Raw genomic sequence first — 21038 nt, 5'->3', positions numbered from 1 at the left:
ATCATTCAATTTTCTACTTCTGGTCTACTCCCGCTCAGTGATGCCTAGTAAGCACACCATACTTAAATCTTTAAATTTTAGCTTTATAATCATTAATTATTTGATAATTATTCCTTTCAATCTTTTATTGAAGGGAATTTTTTACTAATTACCGATAAATTGTAAAAAAACAGTAGAGATTTACGCATTTAATGTTATATTAAGCAAAAATTTGTTACAATAGATAATAAGAAATTTGATAAGAGGTGTATGAATGATGTCATTAACACAACGAATTAATGAAGATATAAAAGTAGCAATGAAAGCGAAAGATAAAGAAACTCTAAAAGTTATTCGCATGTTGAAGGCTGCCTTGCAAAAGGAACAAATTGAACAAACAGAGCCTTTGAGTGAAGAACAAGAAATCACCATTATTGCTAGAGAAATGAAACAGCGTAAAGATTCATTAGCTGAATTTGAAAAAGCAGGTCGTCAAGATTTAGTGGCGCCTTTATTGGACGAAATCAAAATCGTTGAACAATACTTACCGGCACAATTGTCAGAAGATGAAATAAAAGAAGCAATAACCAAAATTATTGCAGAAGTAGGAGCTAAAGATAAATCAGCTTTCGGTGCAGTAATGGGGAAAGCAATGGCTGAATTAAAAGGGCAAGCAGATGGACAAGTTGTTAATCGTATCGTAAAAGAATTATTATCATAAGAAAAAGAGGCGAAAATTTGAATAATCCAAGTACATTTTCTAAACAAGTAATTGTCACTAATGGTGATTGGATGATTGCTCTAATAGGGAATCAAGATCAAAATATTCAATTACTAGAAGAAAGTTATCCCGTTTCGATTGCTGTTCGAGGAGAAGTCATTACCATTAAAGGGGAAGATGAAGCCGACGTGAATGAAGTTAGCGACATTTTCTTTATGTTGATTCATTTATTAGAGCGTAATATTACACCACGTACAATGGATGTTGTTACGGCAATCAAAATGGCCAAAAACAATACACTAGAATTCTTCGTTAATCTTTATGAGGAAGTGATTGGTCGTGCTGCCGATGGTAAAGCGATTCGCGTGAAAAACTTCGGACAATTACAATATGTTAAAAAAATTAATTCACATGATATTACCTTTGGAGTAGGGCCTGCAGGGACCGGTAAAACATTTTTAGCCGTTGTTTTGGCTGTTCAGGCTTTACGTGAGGGGAAAGTAAAGAAAATTATTTTAACACGGCCAGCAGTTGAAGCAGGCGAAAGTTTAGGTTTTTTACCTGGAGATTTAAAAGAAAAGGTGGATCCTTATTTACGACCTGTTTATGATGCTTTATACACGATTATGGGCACCGAACAAACGGTACGTTTAATGGAGCGAGGCATTATTGAAATTGCGCCGTTAGCTTACATGAGAGGTCGTACATTAGACGATGCTTTTGTCATATTAGATGAGGCTCAAAATACGACGATTGCTCAAATGAAAATGTTCCTAACACGTTTAGGATTCGGGTCAAAAATGATTATTAATGGGGATAAGACACAAATAGACTTACCTCGCGGTGTTAAATCAGGTTTAGTGGATGCGATTGAAAAACTAAATAGCATACCACGTATTTCATTTGTAACATTTGATGCCTTTGATGTAGTACGTCATCCAGTAGTGGCTGATATTATCCGTGCTTATGGAACCAAAGTAACACCATCACCAGCGACGACGAATGAGCATGATGCGACTTCAGTATCACAGGAGACTGAAATAGAGACTGAAACAGAGACTTCTAAAACTGAAATGGAACGTTTAAATCAACCAGAATAATGATAAAGGAAAGATAGACGCGTTTTATTAGTTAGGAGAATTGATAAGCCGTTTTTATCTTTCTTTTATAACCTATTTGCTAAATAATGATTGAATTGGGGTGACATTTTGAATAAAAAATTATATCAATTACAACAAAGATTAGGTAAATGGTATCGACCTATTTTAATTGCACTTTTAACTGTATTACTTTTTTTATTTGGTTTTGCCAGTGTCAAACCAAGACAATATAATATTCAACCTAATCAAGTTGCCGATGTAACCATTCGCGCACCGTATACTACAATCGATGAACAGAAAACCAATGAGAATAAACAACGTGCCTATGATGCGGTGGCCGATGTTTATACCTATAGCCCATCTATTCGTGAAAATCAATTGACATTAATTGAACAATATTTTAGTTCTATTCGTCAATTAAGAAAAGAAAATTATTCGACTCAACAAATTAAGCAATTATTTAATGAATTAGATGATTTAAATGAATTGGCCAATGAGATTGGGACGGAACAAAGAACCGAAACTCAGGAAGTACCATTTGCACAATTAAATGATGCAGAAAAAACAATCGTTTTAGTGAATCAATTACAAAAAGGTGACCAATCCATTAAAGATTTCGTAGCGGACCTTGATAATGAGATGCAATTAGCGATTGCTAAAATGAATGATGAAGAAATAATTGGTCTTCAAACTTATATTACCAATACTATTTCAGAAACGTTAATGAAAGAAATTTCGGCTGAGAAAGTCAATACCGTTATCGAGAGTATCTTTAGTCAAATTAATGCGGATATTAATCGCAATAAAAATCGAGAAATCCTTAAATCCTTAGTGGTTCAGTTGATGGTACCGACAGTGGTTTTTGACGAACCGGCGACGGAGTTAGCCAGAGAAAATGCCGTCAATCAAGTACAGTCAACCTATATATTACAAGGTCAAGTTATCATTCAAGAAGGGTTTGTGGTTGACTCTGAAATGATTCGTTTATTAAATATTTATGGCATTTTAAATAATCAAACCAAGGTTTATAGCATCTATGCTTTTGCTGCAGTGTTATTAATTCACGCCATTTTTCTTTATATGGTATTTAATAAATGGGATAACAAACAAAGTAAAACCGTTAATGATGGTAATATGCGTTTAACAGCTTATTCATTGGCTTTTCTCTTTGCTTTTATCTCTCTAACATTTTTACAAGTCTTACAACAAAATGGGATGTCTGAAGCAATGTTGTTGTTTCCAGCTGGTTTGTTACCATTATTAATTTTACCTAAAACCGATCGACGGACGATTGCATTAGCTATTATTTTCTTTAACTTAATTAGTTTATTCGTTTTAAATAGTCAAACTGACTTAATTGGGGTTTTAATTCCAGCAGTCTTTTATTTCTTTACGATGCTCGTTATTTGGTTAAGAATCGAGCAGGATCCTACGATGCATCAAATGACCTTAAAGTCGTCCATTTTATGGAATATGGTCATTACCATTCCGATTTTATTAGCAATGAATTATGAAATTTTCAATTATGAAACGTTAACTACCACTTTTGCAATGTTATCGAGTGCGGTTATCATGCATACGATTTATATTTTAATAAAACCTTATTGGGAACAATTACTGGATGATCAAGCAGCCTTAACACTAAATGAATTAGCTAATCTTAATCATCCATTATTAAAACTTTTAATTGAAGAAGCACCAGGTACTTATCACCATAGTATTTTAGTTGCTAATTTAAGTGCTAACGCTGTGGATGCGATTGGTGGCGACTCACTATTTACGAGAGTGGCAAGTTACTATCATGATGTAGGGAAAGTGAAATATCCAATGTTTTTTGTGGAGAATTTAAGACAAGGGATGGTCTCACCACATCAGATGATGACAGCGGCAGAAAGTGCTAAAATTATTATTAGTCATGTTACCGAAGGGGCAAAAATACTAGAAGATAATAATATGCCTAAAGGAATAGTCGATGTTTGTTTACAACATCATGGTACCACCCAAGCAGGCTATTTTTACCATCAGGCTAAACAAGAAAAAACGGATATTAATATTGAAGATTTTAGCTATCCAGGTCCAAAACCACAGTCAAAAGAAATTGCAGTGATTATGATTGCAGATTCTGTTGAAGCAGCTTCTCGAACTTTAAAAGAGCATTCAGTTGAAGCCATTACCGCTTTAATTACTAAAATCATCGATGGGAAGATTGAAGCAAATCAATTTGAAGATTCAGGATTAACGGTCCAAGAGTTAAAAATTGTTAAACAGTCTCTCATTAATGGTGTGGCGGGAATGTTTCATACGCGCGTAGAATATCCAGAATAGAAGGAGCGAACAAGATGATTATTGATTTAATCGATGATGAACAGTATTTAGAAGCGTCACAAACAAAAATAATTGAAGAGGTCATCGAATTAACAGCCAAAAAATTAGGACTTTCAGAACAAAGTGAAGTAGACATTTCAATTGTTAATAATGAAACAATCCACCAATTAAACAAACAATACCGTGGCATTGATCACCCGACAGATGTTTTAAGCTTTGCTTTAACAGAAGGCGATGACGATTTTGACTTTACGATGGAAGCAGATGACGATTTTGCTGCTATCCCAGAACATCTAGGTGATATTATTATCTCATATCAGAAAATCGTTGAACAAGCAGCCGATTATGGTCATTCTTTTGAACGTGAATTAGCTTTTTTAACGGTACATGGCTTTCTTCATTTAAATGGATATGACCATCAAACCGAGGAAGAAGAACGAGCAATGTTTGGTATTCAAAATGAGGTTTTAGAAGAATATGGGCTTACAAGATAAACCAACTAAATACTGGGCGAATCACAATCGAATTTCGGCTTTTCAAGCAGCTAAAGCTGGACTCATTACCTTATGGAAGGAAGAATTCAACTTTAGAGTTCATTTATTGATGACATTGGCTGTAGTAGTGGCTGGTTTTATTTTTCAAATTTCGACCACCGAATGGTTAATTATCATCTTACTGATTGGTCATGTAATAGCGTTAGAAATGATTAATTCAGCCATTGAGACGGTGGTCGATTTAGTTGTTGGCACCAAGTGGGATCAACACGCCAAAAGAAGTAAAGATATTGCGGCTGCTGCCGTGATGATGATGGCGTTGATTGCAGTTGTCGTAGGAATCATTATTTTTGTACCATACTTAGTAAAATTATTTTAGAGAGAGGTCATTATGACAAATAAAGAATTTAAATCAGGCTTTGTTGCGATTATCGGACGACCAAATGTAGGCAAGTCTACCTTATTAAATAGGGTCATCGGACAAAAAATTGCGATAATGTCAGACAAAGCACAAACAACCCGTAATCGAATTCAAGGTGTGTATACTGATGAAGAGGCACAAATTGTATTCATTGATACACCGGGAATTCATAAACCTAAACATGCACTAGGAGATTTTATGGTTAATACCGCATATAGTGCTTTGAAAGGAGTCGACGCTGTACTATTTGTCGTCAGTGCGATTCAAAGTATTGGACCAGGTGATCGATTAATTATCGAGAAATTAAAAAACCTTTCAGTACCGGTGTATCTTTTAATTAATAAAATTGATCTTGTCCATCCAGATAGTTTATTTGAAACGATTGAATCTTATACAAGTGAATTAGAATTTAGTGAAGTCTTTCCAATCAGTGCCTTGGAAGGGAACAATGTTCCAGAGATGATGAATACTTTGAAAGCTACCTTACCAGTTGGTCCACAGTATTATCCTGCTGATCAAATTATGGATCATCCGGAATATTTTGTGGTAGCTGAATTCATTCGGGAGAAAATTTTACTTTTAACGAAAGAAGAAATTCCACATTCAGTGGCGGTTCAAGTTCAAAGTATGCAACGGAATGAAAATGATAAAGTGGAAGTACAAGCGACCATTATCGTTGAAAGAAAGAGTCAAAAGGGAATCATTATTGGTGCTCAAGGCTCGATGATTAAAAAGATTGGTCAAATGGCTCGGCGTGACATTGAACGATTATTAGATGATAAAGTTTATCTGGATTTATGGGTCAAAGTGCAAAAGGATTGGCGTAATAAACAGACCTATATCAATGAATTGGGCTACAAGAAAACCGATTATTAATCAATAGTTTGAAAAATGAAATGGAAGTGACGGCATGCAAGAAACATTCGAAGGCATTGTTTTATTTCGTAGGCAATATCGCGAAGAAGACACGATTGTAAAATTACTGACCAAAGAATTTGGAAAGCGGATGTTTTTTATTCGTAGAGGACAGCAATCCAATCATGCTATGCGGGCTCAGTTGATTCCATTTTCTAAAAATCAATATGTGGGTACTATTAACCCGTCAGGTTTTTCATTTGTCAAAGAAGCCTCAACATTAGCCTTTCCTCGGAAAGTATTAGAGGATTTAACCTTGCAGTCTTATGCAAGTTATTTTGTGCAATTAATCGATGCGGTTTTTGAAGATTTTGACCCACAACCTCATTTGTATCATTTATTAAATGAAACATTATTAAAGTTAAATGAAGGTTTTAATCATGACATCTTAATGGTTTATTTTGAGATTTATTTATTACCTTATTTTGGGACTCAATTAAATTGGCAGCATTGTCAGGTATGTGGGAGTCGTCAAGAACCTTTTGATTTTAGTATCAATTTAGGTGGCTTGATTTGTCGACAACATTTTAATGATGATCCTTATCGCTTGCATATTAGCCCTAAGGCGATGCATGTCGCTTTTTTATTAGCCAATACCCCCTTAAATAAAATTAATTCCATCAATGTTAGTTTTGAAACAATTACTGAATTAAAAAGACTGACAAAAGAACTTTATCAAGAATTTGTTGGAATTAGACTTAAAAGTAAACAGTTTATTGACGAAATGGACCAATTGGACCAAAAATATCAAAGTATTCTATCAAAAAGAGGCTCAAAAAGAACAACAAGCCTTCAATCGCAAGTTGACAATAGCCCGGATAATCGGTAAAATCTAGTTATTAAAAGCAAGAAAAAAGAAGATAGTATAGCGACTCTAGAATAGTGAAAGCTAGGGCAAATCGAAGGCATGCTTTTGGTTATTTTATATAAAATTAAAAGTGCTAGTCCTTACTAGAATTAGGGTGGAACCGCGAAAATACTTTCGTCCCTATGAGTAGTCTTATTTGGCTATTCATAGGGATTTTTTAATATTATTGAGGAGTGATAGTATGGAAAAGAAAACAACCATGCAAGAGATTATTATGACCTTACAACAATTTTGGTCAAAACAAGGCTGTATGATTTTAAATAGTTATGATAATGAAAAAGGTGCCGGCACGATGAGCCCCTATACTTTTCTGAGAGCGATTGGGCCTGAACCTTGGAATGCGGCTTATGTAGAGCCTTCTAGAAGACCAGCAGATGGGCGTTATGGTGAAAACCCCAACCGTCTATTTCAACATCATCAATTTCAAGTGATTATGAAACCCTCTCCTTTAAATATTCAAGAACTCTATTTAGAAAGTTTAGAAGCGATTGGAATTGATCCATTAGAACATGATATTCGTTTTGTTGAAGATAACTGGGAAAATCCTTCTTTAGGTTGTGCCGGATTAGGCTGGGAAGTCTGGATTGATGGGATGGAAATTACCCAATTTACCTATTTCCAACAAGTAGGCGGGTTAAAATGTAATCCAGTAACTTCTGAGTTAACTTACGGTTTAGAACGATTAGCCATGTATATTTTAGATGTCGAAAATGTTTATGATTTAGAATGGGTAGCTGGCGTTAAATATGGTGAAATTTTCAAGCAACCTGAACGTGAGCATTCGACTTATGCCTTTGAATTAAGTGATAGCGAAATGTTATTCCAACAATTTGATGCCTATGAAAAAGAAGCAACTCGCTTAATCGAAGCTGAATTAGTTCATCCAGCCTATGATTATATTTTAAAATGCAGTCATAGTTTCAACTTATTAGATGCACGTGGCATGATTTCCGTTTCTGATCGTGCGGGTTATTTAGCAAGAATCCGTAAAATGGCTCGTTCTGTGGCACAAGCGTTTGTTAATGAACGAGAAAAATTAGGTTATCCTTTATTAAAACAAGTATCTAAGGAGATGAAATAATGAGTAATCAATATTTATTAGAAATTGGTTTAGAAGAAGTACCTGCACGCTTTTTACTGTCATTAAGTGATCAATTAAAAACACGCGTAGCCGATTATTTAACCGAGCAACGTATTGAATTTTCTACGATTAAGACTTATGCCACACCGAGACGTTTAGCTGTCATTGTTGATGGTTTAGCAGATGCCCAAGCGGATGTTACCGAAGTGGCTAAAGGACCCGCGATGAAAATAGCTAAAGATGAAAATGGTGAATGGACCAAAGCAGCTTTAGGTTTTTTAAGAGGACAACAGGCCTCACCAGAAGATAGCTTTGTTGAAGAGATTAAAGGTGTTGAATACTTACATGTTAATAAATTTATCAAAGGCCAAAAGACCATTGATATCTTAAAAAATATGCCCCAAGTCATTAAATCAATGACCTTTCCAGTGACGATGCATTGGAATGCAATTGAAACACCTTTTATTCGACCAATTCATTGGTTTGTTTCTTTATTAAATGAAACAGTGGTACCATTTGAATTTGTTGGAGTACAAGCTGATCGCTTGACACGTGGTCACCGTTTCTTAGGTCATGAAGTGTCAATTAAGAGTCCAGCCACTTATGTTGAACAATTAAAAGCTGAATTTGTATTAGCCGATTTTGCAGAACGCCAGGCCATCATTAAAAGCCAAATTGAATCATTGGCAAATGAAAAGAATTGGATTGTGCCAATTGATGAAGATTTACTAGAGGAAGTGACTTCCATTGTGGAATGGCCAACTGTTTTTTATGGTGAGTTTGAAGAAGAGTATTTAAAAGTACCTGAACAAGTATTAATAACTGCGATGAAGGATCACCAACGTTATTTTTATGCTTTAAACCAAGCAAATCAACTTTTACCGATATTTATTTCTGTACGTAATGGTAATAGTGATCATCTAGAAAATGTTATTAAAGGTAATAAAAAAGTCTTACGTGCTCGTTTAGAGGATGCCTTATTCTTCTATGAAGAAGATTTAAAACAAGATTTAGCATTTTACTTAAATAAATTAGCATCTGTTAACGAACATTTTAAATTAGGCAGCCTTGCTGATAAACAAAAACGAGTAGCGGCTTTTATACCTTTAATTGCTGAGTCAGTACAAGTCGACCAAGCAACAACAAACACTGCTATTGAAGCAGCCAAAATTTATAAATATGACTTGATGACCCAAACCGTTGGCGAGTTTGATGAGCTCCAAGGAGAAATTGGTTATGTGTATGCACCGCATTACGGTATCGATGAACAAGTTGCCATCGCGATTCGTGAACAATATTTACCAAAATCAAGTGGAGGTCAATTACCAACGACAACCGCCAGCAAATTATTAACATTAGCGGATAAATTAGATACTTTAATTCATTACTTTAGTGTCGATTTAATTCCAACCGGTTCAAACGACCCTTATGCATTAAGACGTCAAGCGATGGGTGTAGTCGAAATATTATTATCAACCGATTGGCAAATCGATTTATTAGCGATATTAGAAAATCATTCAGTTGTAAAAGGTAATAATGAATTACTAAAACATCTTATTGATTTCTTTAATGCTAGAATGTCAGTTGCTTTAGAACGAGAACAAATAGACTTTGATATTATTCAAGCTGTGGTAACTTCTAAAGGCTTAAACTTTAAATTAATGGTTGAAACGGCTAAAGCATTGCAAGCTAAAAAAGACAATGAGCCAGAGAACTATCGCGCTATCGTTGAAGCAATCAGCCGAGTGGTTAATTTAGGTAGCAAAGCAGAAAATACTCATCTTGATTTAGCTTTAGCTCAAACAGAATCTGAAAAAACTTTGATTGGCTTAGCCCAATCACTAGGCCTAGGGAATGTATTAGATACTTTACAACACTTAGTCGCACCGATTGACCATTATTTTGAAGAGAACATGGTCAATGATCAAGATGAAAAAATCAAGGCCAATCGATATGCGACAATGACAACTTTAACTCAATATGTATTAGATTATTTAGATCCACGTTTATTAATTAGTAAATTTTAAAAATAGAACTTGTTAAAAGAAAGGGAGTGATAATATGTCTACGTTTTTAGATAGAGCAGTTGTGAATGTCAAAGCTGGTAAAGGTGGCGATGGCATGGTTGCTTTTAGAAGGGAAAAGTATGTACCAGATGGAGGACCGGCTGGTGGTGACGGTGGTCATGGTGGTGACGTTGTTTTTCGAGTAGATGAAGGACTCCATACTTTAATGGATTTCCGTTATAATCGTCATTTTAAAGCAGCCAATGGTGAAAATGGTATGAGTAAAAGTAAATATGGAGCGGGTGCAGAAGATTTGATTGTCAAAGTACCACCCGGAACGATTGTACGCGATGTGGAAACAGAGCAATTAATTGCTGATCTAGTTGACCATGGACAAGAAGTTATTGTCGCCAAAGGCGGACGAGGGGGACGCGGAAATATTCGCTTTGCCACTCATAAAAATCCGGCCCCTTCAATTGCTGAAAATGGTGAACCGGGTGAAGAACGGGCATTATCTTTGGAATTAAAGGTGATTGCGGATGCGGGATTAGTAGGCTATCCAAGTGTTGGAAAATCGACTTTATTATCCGTTGTAAGTAATGCCAAACCGAAGATTGCAGACTATCAATTTACGACCTTAACACCAAATTTAGGCGTCGTTAATTTAGGCATTGGTAAAGAATTTGTCTTAGCGGATATGCCTGGTTTAATTGAAGGAGCTTCAGCAGGTGTCGGCTTAGGAATAAATTTTTTACGTCATATTGAACGTACCAAAGTATTAATTCATGTGATTGATATGGCTGGCGTACATGGTCGTGACCCTTATCAAGATTTCTTAGACATTATGCACGAATTAAAAGCATATAATGCTAAGTTATTAGAACGACCAATGGTGATTGTAGCTAATAAAATGGATGAACCAGTGGCTCAAGAAAACATTAAAGTCTTTAAAGAAAAAATTGCTAGCTATTATCAAGAACAACAACAAGATTTACCAATTATCTTTGAAGTTAGTACTTGGCAAACAACTGGCATTAAACCTTTATTAAATAAAGTATATGAATTGATTCAAACAACGACCTTCGTACCACTCGATGAAGAAGTGATCGAAGCGGTTCATTATCAATTAGAAGAAGATGTACCATTCATGATTGAACAACTTGGTGAGGGATATTGGCGCTTATACGGGGAAAAAATTGAAAAACTGTATGCGATGACCAATATGGCTCATGATGAAAGTATTGCGCGCTTCGCTCGCCAACTACGTACCATGGGAGTAGACGAAGCTTTACGCCAACACGGTGCCCAAAATGGTGATATTGTCGATTTAGCTGGTTATCAATTCGAGTTTATGGATTAATGGTGAGCAATATGCAAATAGGTAAGTCGAATCAAAATCGAATAGAAGTGTTAGATGGACTTAAAGGTCTCTCTTTAGTTATTATCATTGCCTATTACTATCTGCAGCATTTGGTTCCCGGTGGCTTTGTTGCCGTTAATTTATTTTTCCTAATAGGTGGTTTCTTAAATTTTCGTATTTTTAAAAAGCGAATCATTTTAGAACAACCAATGGAATATCGCAACTTTTTAAGACGACGGTTTGATAAATTGTTCTTCCCTATGTTATTTATGATGATTTTTATGACCGTTTTCATTATGTTCATGTCACCCCAAAACTATATGAACTTACGAAATATGGGATTGAGCAGTCTTTTATTTGTTAATAATTTTTATCAAATCATAACAGGGAGCTCATTTTTTGCTCAAGCAGCTAACCAAAGTGTTTTTGCTCATTTATGGTATAGTTCAATGTACGCACAACTCATATTATTAACACCGCTTTTAATTGAATCTTGCTATAAATGGCATAAAAGCACCTCAACTGCGATCAATATGCTTTCAATTGTTAGTTTAATTTCAATGGTGCTAATGTGGTATTTACAAACTACGGGTCATGAACATTCCAGTATATTTTTTAATACCTTAGCCCGATTATTTGCTTATACATTAGGTGGAGTGCTCAGCTTAGCGATGCCGTATAATTTAAAACCGAAAGCAATCAATTCACAAACGAAAGGGCTGTTAAATGGTTTAGGTATTGCTATTTTATGGCTGATGTGGATGATGATACGTTATATGTATGGTACGCAACCTTTTGCTTTTCGTTTTGGTATACCGCTCTTTACACTCTTATCTTTAATTGTTATTTTTATTACCTTATATCCAGATACTTGGTTAAATAAATTTTTTAGTTTTAAACCATTTGTTTATTTAGGTAAAAAAAGTTATACCTATTATTTATGGTTTTATCCAATTGTGTTAGTGATGCCAGAATTATTAAAAAAGGTTAATCGAAGTTATGCGGTTCATATATTTGTTGGCTGTCTTTTGTTGGTTGTTTTTGCTGAATTTGCTTATTATCTCATTGAAAGTCGTAAAATAGTCTTACCATTTGGACAAGATTCTAATATACGAAAAGCAAGATTCCAATTTAAATTTTTAAAAAATAACCCGGGTAAATTTAAACAAGTAAAATTTTTCAGTGGTTTATATGGAATAATACTCTTTATCGGACTATTCGGCATATTATTAGCACCGCAAACAAGAGCAGGAGTCGTGCAAGAATTAGCTGAAACATTCAAACACAATGAAGCGATTGTTAATCAAACACTTAATTCAAATGAACGACCTAAAATTGTTATCAACAATATTGAAGGCTTAGAACAAGAAGTGAAGTTATATGCTAATGCCATCGAAGTCACATTTGTAGGCGATTCGATCTTTTTAGCATCAGCACAACAGATAATTGATGTTTTTCCTAAAGCAGTGATAGATGCCAATGAAGGACGTCAATTATATAACAGTGTTAGTGATATCGAAGCCTTAAAAGCCAAAAATAAACTAGCACCAACGGTAATCACATTACTAGGGACGAATGGCGCTTTTACCAAAGGCCAACTCGATGATTATATAGAGGCTATTGGTGAAAATCGAATGATATATTTCGTTTTAATCAGTCCTAATCGTGCTTGGACACAGCAAGTCAACAATGAATTATTTAAAGCAGCTCAACGTTATGGAAATGTGAGATTAATCGATTGGGCGAGTGTTGCTAATACTCATCCGGATTGGTTACTTGATGAATTTCATCCCAATGAAACGGGAAGTTTAGAGTTAGCAAAATTAATGGCAAATGAACTGTATCGTCAGCAATAAAGTTTGTCATATTAACGTTTAGTTAGGAGTTTTAGATGAAGATACAATTTTTAGGTACGGGTTCAGGTGTACCAGCCAAAGCTCGTAATGTCAGTTCATTAGTATTAAAATTATTAGATGAAATCAATGAAATATGGTTATTTGATTGTGGGGAAGCCACTCAACATCAAATATTACAAACGAGTATTAAACCAAGAAAAATAAACAATATTTTTATTACTCATATGCATGGTGATCATATTTTTGGTCTTCCAGGTTTTTTAAGTAGTCGTTCCTTTCAAGGGGGAGACAATGATCCCTTAACGATTTATGGTCCGCAAGGTATTCGCCAATTCGTTCAAAATTCTTTGCGTTTCTCTAAATCCAAATTGTCTTATCCAATTAAATTCGTGGAATTAAATAATGAAGGAGGACAATTAAAGCTAGCTAATGGGTGGAAAATCGATTACTTACCTTTAAATCATGGTGTGATTAGCTTTGGATTTCGAATAGTCGAACCGGATTCACAAGGAGAATTACTCATCGATCGTTTAGCGCCCTATAATATTCCCAATGGACCTATATTTGGGCAATTAAAACGAGGTGAAACCGTAACGCTTGCCGATGGAACCATTTTAAATGGGAATGATTTTCTTGGAGAAGAAAAGAAAGGACGAATTGTGACCATTTTAGGGGATACGCGTCCGTGTGCTAATTTAGTGACTTTGGCAAAGGGAGCGGATGTCTTAATTCATGAAGCGACTTACGTCGATCAAGAAAAGGATTTAGCTTATGCTCATTTTCACTCAACGAATATACAAGCAGCGAAAGTCGCAAAAGAGGCACAAGTAAAGAAACTGTTAATGAATCATATTAGTGCACGTTATTTAGGGGCTGATGCTAAGAAATTAGAAAAGCAGGCTAAAAGTGTTTTTCCACAAGCACAAATTGTCTATGATTTTACTGAGGTTGAAGTAGGCAATCATAAGGAGATGCCAGATGAACAGTAAAGTGATGGTCATAACCGGTGCTTCCAGCGGGATTGGTAAAGCGGTCGCGATAAAAGCAGCAAAACAAGGTGCGCATTTAGTTTTAATTGCGCGTAATGTATCAGCTTTAGAAAATTTAGCTCATCAGTTATATCACCAATATCATACGGATAGCTTGGTTGTAAAATGCGATGTCAGTGATAAAACCCAATTAGAAAATGCTTATCAAAAAATAAAAAGTAAATATCAAAGGGTAGATTACTTAATAAATTGTGCAGGATATGGTACATTTAAACTAGCAAATGAATTTAGTTATGAAGAAGTTAACGAGATGTTTAAAGTGAATACTTTTGGTATGATATATTTGACTACCTTAATCTCTCAATTAATGGTACAACAACAAAGCGGCCACATTTTCTTTGTGAGTTCGATGGCAGGCAAAATGGCCACACCCAATTCCAGTGTTTATTCTAGTACTAAATTTGCGGTTATTGGCTATGCGAATGCCTTGCGCTTAGAACTTAAACAAGCCAATGTTTTTGTCACAACTGTTAATCCAGGGCCGGTAGCGACACCATTTTTTAGTTACGATAAAAATTTAAGAGATTATTACGAAAAGGTCAAAAGATTTACAATCACACCAGAATTAGTAGCGGATAAAATTATTAAAGTTGCGACCCAAAAGCCATATACACGCGAAATTAATTTACCTTTATCAATGTCTTTAGCTGCCAATTTATATCAGATATTTCCTTATATAGGAGATTACTTAGCCCTTAATATCTTTAATTTGAAATAGGAGTGAAAATTATGAAAAATCAATGGAAACTTATTGTCTCGATCATTATCTTAATTTTAGTGGTGATTTTTGCTTTACAAAATACAAGTACTGTTCCAATTGACTTGTTTTTTGCTAAATTTACTGTTCCGCTTGTATTAGTTATCTTATTAAGTTTATTAGTAGGAGTCATTGTTGGTTTAATTACTTCATTTTCAGCTATTTCAGGACAGAAAAAATCTAAAAATGCTACAGTAAAAGAATTAAATACTTTAAAAGAAACGAATTTAAGAGAATTAGCAGCAAAAGACAAAGAAATTTCTCATTTACGTAGTCAAATTAATGATTTAAAAGTAAAAAATAATAATACTTTACAAGTAGAGGACACTAAGTTTTCTGAATAATGGAGAGTTAAAATGAGTTTAATTGAAAATCATTGGCAAATACCGGTAACAGACGGGAAAATTGATGAACAATTAGATACAATGAAGGCAGCGGGATTAGATTTTTCTCCCGCTTTTCTTCGTTTGTGTATCAATCGTGGGTTGGATTCAGTGGATAAGATATTAGAAGCGACAAATCCAGAACCACAACTTTATCATGATCCGTTTTTGTTTTATCAAATGGAGCGTGCGATTGAACGATTACATCAAGCAATTGCAGCAGGCGAATTAATTTTAATTTATGGTGATTATGATGCGGACGGTATCACAAGTACGTTAATTTTAATAGAAGCATTAGAAGAATTAGGGGCAAATTTTACTTATTATTTACCCAATCGTTTAATCGATGGCTATGGTCCAAATATCGAGCGGTATCAACAATTTATTGAAGAAGGCGTACGTGTTATTTTAACCTGTGATAATGGGGTGGCTGGTTTTGAAGCGATTGAATATGCACAGAGTCAAGGAGTCGATGTGATTGTTTCGGATCACCATGAACTACAAGAAACGTTACCCTCTGCTTATGCCATTATTCATCCACGTCATCCCGAAGGTCACTATCCTTTTGGTGAATTAAGTGGTGCAGGGGTAGCATTAAAATTGGCGCATGCTCTATTAGGAGAGTTGCCGATTAATAGTATGGAATTAGCGGCAATTGGGACAGCCGCTGACCTAGTTTCTTTAACGGATGAGAATCGAACGATTGTAAAGAGTGGCTTAAAACTAATGAGTGAGACCTTGCGGATTGGTCTTGAAAAAATGTTAGTGGAAGAATCAGTTGATTTAAGAAAAATTAATGCTGATACGATTGGATTTGTAGTAGGACCCAGACTCAATGCGGTGGGACGTTTAGGCGATCCAACCCCTGCACTAGAATTACTAAAAACAATCGATGATATTGAAGCTGAACACTTACTTCAAAAAGTGAACGAACAAAATAAAAAAAGACAAGCGATTGTTAATGACATCACCCAACAAGTCATGGAACAAATTGAACACTATGCTACTTTACCACCGATTATTATTGCGGCTGCGCCTAATTGGCCAGCAGGCGTTTTAGGAATTGTTGCGAGTAAGATTACTGAACGCTACCATCGTCCAACAATCATTTTTGAATATCAACAAGCTGAACAACGTTTTCGTGGAAGTGGTCGATCAATTGAAGGGATTAATTTATTTGACTGTTTAACTGAAAATAAAACGTATTTAGCTCAATTCGGAGGACATAGCCAAGCAGCAGGCTTAACTGTTTTAGAAAATGAATGGGAAAATTTTAAAACAGCCATGCTGTCTACAATGGCCGATTATCAAGCTGTTTTCGAACAACCTAAAACCTTAAACGTTGATATGGCACTCCCTTTAACAATAGCGACTGAGGAGTTTGTTAAAGAATGTCAATTATTAGCGCCTTTTGGTATGGATAATCCTAAACCAGTATTTGCTTTTAATGATGTGGAACTACAACAAAAAAGAGTCATAGGTAATCAACATCAACATATTAAATTTTCGATTTATAAAGATGATACTAGTATTGAAGGGATAGGTTTTTCCAAAGCGAATTTATTTAGTCCAATTAACTTAGATGAAACTTTCTCATTAATCGGTTATTTAGATATAAATGAATGGCAAGGGAATCGCCAAGTACAAATCCAAGTACTGGATGTTAAAGTCAAAGGGATTATGATTCGTGATTTTCGTTCTAGTAAATTTAATGACGCATTATTAAAAAATCGCAACACGGTATTTTTTTACCAGCAACCTAATTTAAAAGAATGGTTAGCAGACCGAGTTCATCCATCCAACACAATGATTAGTTATGATGAATGTCTCAATAATCAAGAATTAAATTTAGATTTATCGCATATTGCATTAATAGAAAATCCAAACAATATGGAACAATTCAATCAATTGATGCTGAATTCTAAAATCAAATTAGTCGATCTAGGTGTTTATTTAACAGAATCGAAATGGCTAGCTGGATTGCCATCAAGAGCAGAATTTGCTGCTGTATATCGTTGGATTTTAGGTCAAAAAAATGGTTTTGACTTATTAAAAGCAATACAAGTTTTAAGTCAACAAATGAATTTACCTGTTACCAAATTAAAATGTATTTTTAAAGTGTTTTTTGAAGTAAAGTTTGTTATAATGAAGGATGGACTGACAGTACCGTTACCCGTAGAGCAAAATGTCAAAGTTGATTTAGTAGAATCAAATGCGTACCAACAGTATGAGCAGTCATTTAAAACTGAAGAATTGTTGAACTATCAAACAATCGAACAGATAAAACAATATATTAATGAATTGAGGAAAAATTAATGGATTTAAAAGAGTATATTGCGCGTGTAGATAATTATCCTACAGAAGGTATTATTTTTAGAGATATTACACCGTTAATGGCAGATGGTAAAGCCTTTGCTTATGCAACCCAACAAATCGTTGACTATGCAAGAGAATTAGAAGTGGATGTCGTGGTTGGACCAGAAGCAAGAGGGTTTATCGTAGGCTGTCCAGTGGCATACGCACTTGAAATTGGCTTTGTTCCGATTCGTAAAAAGGGTAAATTACCTCGTAAAGTGATTGAAGTAGACTACTCTTTAGAATATGGGAAAAATGTATTGACAATTCATGAAGACTCGATTAAACCTGGTCAACGTGTATTAATTACTGATGACCTATTAGCTACAGGTGGGACTATTAAAGCAACCATTGATTTAGTTGAAAAATTAGGCGGTATTGTAGCCGGCTGTGCATTCTTAATTGAATTAGATGAATTAAATGGTAAAGAAAACATTAAAGGATATGACTATATTACATTAATGAACTTTTAATCATTATGGGACTGAAAACTTAACACTATTCTTATATCAGATACAATGTTTCATTAAGAATAGGAAAGAGTTTCAGTCTCTTTTTAATTCTTAATTTTTTTTGATATTTTCTTTTATACAATGAATTCAAGTAGTTTTTATAGAAAAATTTTGTTATAATGTAACGAGCTAGAAGCCTTGTTGGCAAAGTAGATGAATGGAGGGTTACAATGGCTTTTTTTGGCAAACAACGTCTTGGCATTGATTTAGGAACAGCGAATACGTTAATCTATATTGAAAATAAAGGGATAGCCTTACGTGAGCCTTCTATTGTTGCAATTAAGAAAGATACAAAAGAAGCAGTAGCATTTGGTAAAGAAGCTGAACAATTAGTCGGACGGACCTCGGATAATTATGAAATCATTCGTCCTATGAAGGATGGCGTCATTGCTAATTTTTCTTTAACTAAGCAAATGTTGGCCCATTTCATAAAAAAAGCGATACATCGTTCATTTACTGGACCAGATGTTGTTATTTGTGTTCCAAGTAACATTACTAAAGTAGAACGTCGCGCAGTGATTGATGCGATAAAAGATATTGGAATACGAAAAGCTTTGATAGTGGATGAACCCTTCGCTGCGGCTTTAGGTGCCAATTTATCTATCTATGAGCCACGTGGTAAAATGGTAGTAGATATTGGTGGTGGAACGACGGATATTGCCGTTATTTCTTATGGCGAGATCGTTAAAGGTAACGCCATTGTCTATGGTGGTCATAAAATGAACGAGGCTATTTTAGATTATGTTCGTGATCGTTATCAATTAGTTATCGGCATGCAGACAGCTGAAGAAATAAAATTAGCCATTGGTAATGCGAATTTTACCAAAGATGATGAAAAAGATCATCGAGTGATTAAAGGACGCAATATAGCGACCGGTCTACCTGAAGAAAAAATTGTACGCGCGAATGTCATTGCCGAAGCAATCGATGAAGTGATTAATCCTATTATTACCGCGATTAAACAAGTTTTAGAAGAAACACCACCTGAATTAGCGGTGGATGTATTGGAATCGGGGATTGTGATAACCGGTGGTGGTTCACTTTTACGTCGTTTACCTGAAAGGATTCAAAGAGAGATTGGTATTCCAGTTCATTTAGTACAGGTACCATTGGATACAGTAGTCGTAGGTGCCGGAAGACTTCTCAAAGAAATGGAAAATCAAGCACGATTAGCTGAACGTGATAGACGTTAAACTTGAAAAGAGTAGAGAAAGAGGATCGTAGATGAATAATAAAAAATTAATCGGAATATTATTAAGTACGATTATGATGGTGTCATTAATTGCATATACAATGACCAAAGGAACAAATAATATTTTCACGAGTGCGATAAATGATACGGCATCTTGGACGGGCCGAGTATTTTCTGAACCGGTCAATGTCGTTGTCAAATTCGTCAATTCTGTTGATAAAGTAATCAATACTTTTGAAGAAAATCAACAATTAAAGTCTAAAATTGATCAAGTATATGAATTACAAGTGCGAGTGGCAGACTTAGAGGCTGAAAATGAAGCAATGCGTAAAGAATTAAAACTAAACGAAAGTTTAGGAGGATTTACGGTTCAAAATGCTACAGTAATTGCTCGTAACCCTGATCAATGGATGGAAACTTTAACGATTGATGTTGGTTCAAGCCAAGGTGTTAAAGAAAATATGGCCGTTATGGCAGGTAATGGATTAGTTGGACGGATTATTGAGGTCAACGCTAATAGTTCCAAAGTCTTATTATTAACCTCTGAAAAATCAAATGCTGGTATGGTTTCAGCTAATATTCAATCTAAGAGCGGCTCAGCTAATGGAATTGTTTCATCTTATGATCGCAAAACGAAGCGTTATATTATGACTCAAGTAGATCCTGAAGCAGAGGTGAAAGAAGGAGACATGGTTATTACATCGGGATTGGGCGGTATCATTCCGAGAACACTATTAATAGGTGAAGTGGCCAATGTGCGTATGGATGATTATGGCTTATTCCAAACGGTTGAAATTGTACCGGCTGGTGAAATGACCGATATTCGATTTGTGACCGTCATTATGCGTGAAGGGCAGAGTGATGTAAGTGAAAATTAATCGTGATCGCAGAATAAAGTGGTTTTTACCTTTTTTCTTATTTTTTAGTATCATTATTGATTCAGCTTTACCTGCAATCTTTCCGGTTGCTTTTTTAGGAAATGACCAGACCATAGTTTCGCATATGGCGTTATATATTTTAACACTCTTTGCTTTTTACTTTCGTGATGAATCGATTTTGATTAATGCTTTAATTTTTGGCTTTTTAACAGATAGTTATAATACAACCATTTTGGGTATTTATGCCTCAATTTACTTTATTGTGACTTATCTAATCTTAAAGACTAAAAAGTATTTTCCTAAAAATACTATTTTACATATGATGTTATTTATTGTTGCGATAACTATTACAGAATTTATCGTTTTCGTTTTTTATCGAGAAGTAGGCTATACTATTATCACATTAACTGAATTTTTAGCGACTCAACTTTGGCCAACCTTAATTTTTAATCTTGTATTATCATTTTTAATGTATTTTCCTTCTAAAGCACTACTATCTTGGCTAGGATATGAAAACTACATAATTATTTAATTAATTATTGGACTGAAACCATTTAGTGATTGCGTAAAGAACGATTAGTATGGTAAGCAAGAGATTGACCTATAATGAAATTTTTGAAATATCTTCCTTTACACTAAATCGGTAAGGCTTGGACGGGTGGGCAAAAACTTTTTAAATTCTGTTCAGGTATATCTGTTTAATTCAAAGTGCAGTGGTTGAGTGGCCTCGAACTGCGTCTTAATGAAGTAAAGCATAAATTCAATCAAGTGATTGCTCGATATTTA

At 34.9% G+C, this 21038-nt stretch carries 19 protein-coding genes; all 19 read left to right on the top strand.

Translation table 11 applies throughout. The annotated features are described in order from the left end of the window. Window positions 1–256 precede the first annotated feature (256 nt). The 19 genes from HMPREF2811_RS09730 to mreD all read left to right on the top strand — a co-directional run bounded on the left by HMPREF2811_RS09730 (window position 257) and on the right by mreD (window position 20784). The gene (locus HMPREF2811_RS09730; RefSeq protein ID WP_071409161.1) at window positions 257–700 is read left to right on the top strand and encodes a GatB/YqeY domain-containing protein; all 444 of its coding nucleotides are present in this window, start codon (window positions 257–259) and stop codon (window positions 698–700) included. A gap of 71 nt (window positions 701–771) precedes the next feature. Continuing rightward, entirely contained in the window at window positions 772–1800 is a 1029-nt protein-coding gene (locus tag HMPREF2811_RS09725; protein ID WP_084802120.1) for a PhoH family protein, read from the top strand. A 108-nt stretch (window positions 1801–1908) separates the two neighbouring features. Continuing rightward, window positions 1909–4125, top strand: a complete 2217-nt coding sequence (locus HMPREF2811_RS09720) for an HD family phosphohydrolase (RefSeq protein WP_071409154.1) — start codon at window positions 1909–1911, stop codon at window positions 4123–4125. Between the two features lie 14 nt (window positions 4126–4139). Continuing rightward, on the top strand, window positions 4140–4619 hold the full coding sequence (ybeY, locus tag HMPREF2811_RS09715) for an rRNA maturation RNase YbeY (RefSeq protein WP_071409153.1): 480 nt from the start codon (window positions 4140–4142) through the stop codon (window positions 4617–4619). Beyond that, a complete protein-coding gene (locus HMPREF2811_RS09710; RefSeq protein ID WP_071409152.1) occupies window positions 4603–4998 on the top strand; it encodes a diacylglycerol kinase family protein in 396 nt (131 codons plus the stop codon). Before ybeY ends, HMPREF2811_RS09710 begins: the two co-directional genes overlap by 17 nt. 12 nt (window positions 4999–5010) lie before the next feature. Continuing rightward, window positions 5011–5916: a GTPase Era gene (gene era / locus HMPREF2811_RS09705; protein WP_071409151.1), complete on the top strand. Its 906-nt coding sequence runs from the start codon at window positions 5011–5013 to the stop codon at window positions 5914–5916. Between the two features lie 34 nt (window positions 5917–5950). Then, the gene (gene recO, locus HMPREF2811_RS09700; RefSeq protein WP_071409150.1) at window positions 5951–6784 is read left to right on the top strand and encodes a DNA repair protein RecO; all 834 of its coding nucleotides are present in this window, start codon (window positions 5951–5953) and stop codon (window positions 6782–6784) included. Window positions 6785–7004: 220 nt separating this feature from the next. After that, entirely contained in the window at window positions 7005–7904 is a 900-nt protein-coding gene (glyQ, locus tag HMPREF2811_RS09695; RefSeq protein WP_071409149.1) for a glycine--tRNA ligase subunit alpha, read from the top strand. Then, window positions 7904–9931 (top strand): glycine--tRNA ligase subunit beta, encoded by a 2028-nt coding sequence (glyS, locus tag HMPREF2811_RS09690; protein WP_071409148.1) that lies wholly within the window; start codon window positions 7904–7906, stop codon window positions 9929–9931. Before glyQ ends, glyS begins: the two co-directional genes overlap by 1 nt. A gap of 34 nt (window positions 9932–9965) precedes the next feature. Next, window positions 9966–11270, top strand: a complete 1305-nt coding sequence (gene obgE / locus HMPREF2811_RS09685) for a GTPase ObgE (RefSeq protein ID WP_071409147.1) — start codon at window positions 9966–9968, stop codon at window positions 11268–11270. A gap of 11 nt (window positions 11271–11281) precedes the next feature. Then, window positions 11282–13126, top strand: a complete 1845-nt coding sequence (locus HMPREF2811_RS09680) for an acyltransferase family protein (RefSeq protein WP_168164980.1) — start codon at window positions 11282–11284, stop codon at window positions 13124–13126. Window positions 13127–13161: 35 nt separating this feature from the next. Further along, a complete protein-coding gene (rnz, locus tag HMPREF2811_RS09675; RefSeq protein WP_071409146.1) occupies window positions 13162–14115 on the top strand; it encodes a ribonuclease Z in 954 nt (317 codons plus the stop codon). Further along, window positions 14105–14893, top strand: coding sequence for an SDR family NAD(P)-dependent oxidoreductase (locus tag HMPREF2811_RS09670; protein WP_071409145.1), 789 nt, complete (start codon window positions 14105–14107; stop codon window positions 14891–14893). The genes rnz and HMPREF2811_RS09670 overlap by 11 nt, the downstream gene beginning before the upstream one ends. Window positions 14894–14904: 11 nt before the next feature. Further along, window positions 14905–15276, top strand: a complete 372-nt coding sequence (locus HMPREF2811_RS09665; RefSeq protein WP_071409144.1) for a lipopolysaccharide assembly protein LapA domain-containing protein — start codon at window positions 14905–14907, stop codon at window positions 15274–15276. Window positions 15277–15288: 12 nt separating this feature from the next. After that, window positions 15289–17631: a single-stranded-DNA-specific exonuclease RecJ gene (gene recJ / locus HMPREF2811_RS09660; protein WP_071409143.1), complete on the top strand. Its 2343-nt coding sequence runs from the start codon at window positions 15289–15291 to the stop codon at window positions 17629–17631. After that, a complete protein-coding gene (locus HMPREF2811_RS09655) occupies window positions 17631–18143 on the top strand; it encodes an adenine phosphoribosyltransferase (RefSeq protein WP_071409142.1) in 513 nt (170 codons plus the stop codon). Before recJ ends, HMPREF2811_RS09655 begins: the two co-directional genes overlap by 1 nt. A gap of 209 nt (window positions 18144–18352) precedes the next feature. Continuing rightward, on the top strand, window positions 18353–19375 hold the full coding sequence (locus HMPREF2811_RS09650) for a rod shape-determining protein (RefSeq protein WP_071409141.1): 1023 nt from the start codon (window positions 18353–18355) through the stop codon (window positions 19373–19375). A gap of 31 nt (window positions 19376–19406) precedes the next feature. After that, window positions 19407–20252, top strand: coding sequence for a rod shape-determining protein MreC (gene mreC / locus HMPREF2811_RS09645; RefSeq protein WP_071409140.1), 846 nt, complete (start codon window positions 19407–19409; stop codon window positions 20250–20252). Continuing rightward, the gene (gene mreD / locus HMPREF2811_RS09640; protein WP_071409139.1) at window positions 20242–20784 is read left to right on the top strand and encodes a rod shape-determining protein MreD; all 543 of its coding nucleotides are present in this window, start codon (window positions 20242–20244) and stop codon (window positions 20782–20784) included. Before mreC ends, mreD begins: the two co-directional genes overlap by 11 nt. The last annotated feature ends 254 nt before the right edge of the window (window positions 20785–21038 follow it).

It is taken from the genome of Globicatella sp. HMSC072A10 (assembly GCF_001811625.1).
GTDB lineage: Bacteria > Bacillota > Bacilli > Lactobacillales > Aerococcaceae > Globicatella > Globicatella sanguinis.
This window is presented reverse-complemented; position numbering and strand designations above follow the sequence as displayed.

What these genes read in the sequence shown, in the direction of transcription:
- ybeY (WP_071409153.1), top strand. Translation starts at nt 4,140, where the DNA reads ATGATTATTGATTTAATCGATGATGAACAGTATTTAGAAGCGTCACAA.
- HMPREF2811_RS09680 (WP_168164980.1), top strand. Translation starts at nt 11,282, where the DNA reads ATGCAAATAGGTAAGTCGAATCAAAATCGAATAGAAGTGTTAGATGGA.
- HMPREF2811_RS09665 (WP_071409144.1), top strand. Translation starts at nt 14,905, where the DNA reads ATGAAAAATCAATGGAAACTTATTGTCTCGATCATTATCTTAATTTTA.
- HMPREF2811_RS09670 (WP_071409145.1), top strand. Translation starts at nt 14,105, where the DNA reads ATGAACAGTAAAGTGATGGTCATAACCGGTGCTTCCAGCGGGATTGGT.
- rnz (WP_071409146.1), top strand. Translation starts at nt 13,162, where the DNA reads ATGAAGATACAATTTTTAGGTACGGGTTCAGGTGTACCAGCCAAAGCT.
- recO (WP_071409150.1), top strand. Translation starts at nt 5,951, where the DNA reads ATGCAAGAAACATTCGAAGGCATTGTTTTATTTCGTAGGCAATATCGC.
- glyQ (WP_071409149.1), top strand. Translation starts at nt 7,005, where the DNA reads ATGGAAAAGAAAACAACCATGCAAGAGATTATTATGACCTTACAACAA.
- HMPREF2811_RS09650 (WP_071409141.1), top strand. Translation starts at nt 18,353, where the DNA reads ATGGCTTTTTTTGGCAAACAACGTCTTGGCATTGATTTAGGAACAGCG.
- recJ (WP_071409143.1), top strand. Translation starts at nt 15,289, where the DNA reads ATGAGTTTAATTGAAAATCATTGGCAAATACCGGTAACAGACGGGAAA.
- HMPREF2811_RS09710 (WP_071409152.1), top strand. Translation starts at nt 4,603, where the DNA reads ATGGGCTTACAAGATAAACCAACTAAATACTGGGCGAATCACAATCGA.
- glyS (WP_071409148.1), top strand. Translation starts at nt 7,904, where the DNA reads ATGAGTAATCAATATTTATTAGAAATTGGTTTAGAAGAAGTACCTGCA.
- mreC (WP_071409140.1), top strand. Translation starts at nt 19,407, where the DNA reads ATGAATAATAAAAAATTAATCGGAATATTATTAAGTACGATTATGATG.
- era (WP_071409151.1), top strand. Translation starts at nt 5,011, where the DNA reads ATGACAAATAAAGAATTTAAATCAGGCTTTGTTGCGATTATCGGACGA.
- HMPREF2811_RS09730 (WP_071409161.1), top strand. Translation starts at nt 257, where the DNA reads ATGTCATTAACACAACGAATTAATGAAGATATAAAAGTAGCAATGAAA.
- HMPREF2811_RS09725 (WP_084802120.1), top strand. Translation starts at nt 772, where the DNA reads ATGATTGCTCTAATAGGGAATCAAGATCAAAATATTCAATTACTAGAA.
- HMPREF2811_RS09655 (WP_071409142.1), top strand. Translation starts at nt 17,631, where the DNA reads ATGGATTTAAAAGAGTATATTGCGCGTGTAGATAATTATCCTACAGAA.
- obgE (WP_071409147.1), top strand. Translation starts at nt 9,966, where the DNA reads ATGTCTACGTTTTTAGATAGAGCAGTTGTGAATGTCAAAGCTGGTAAA.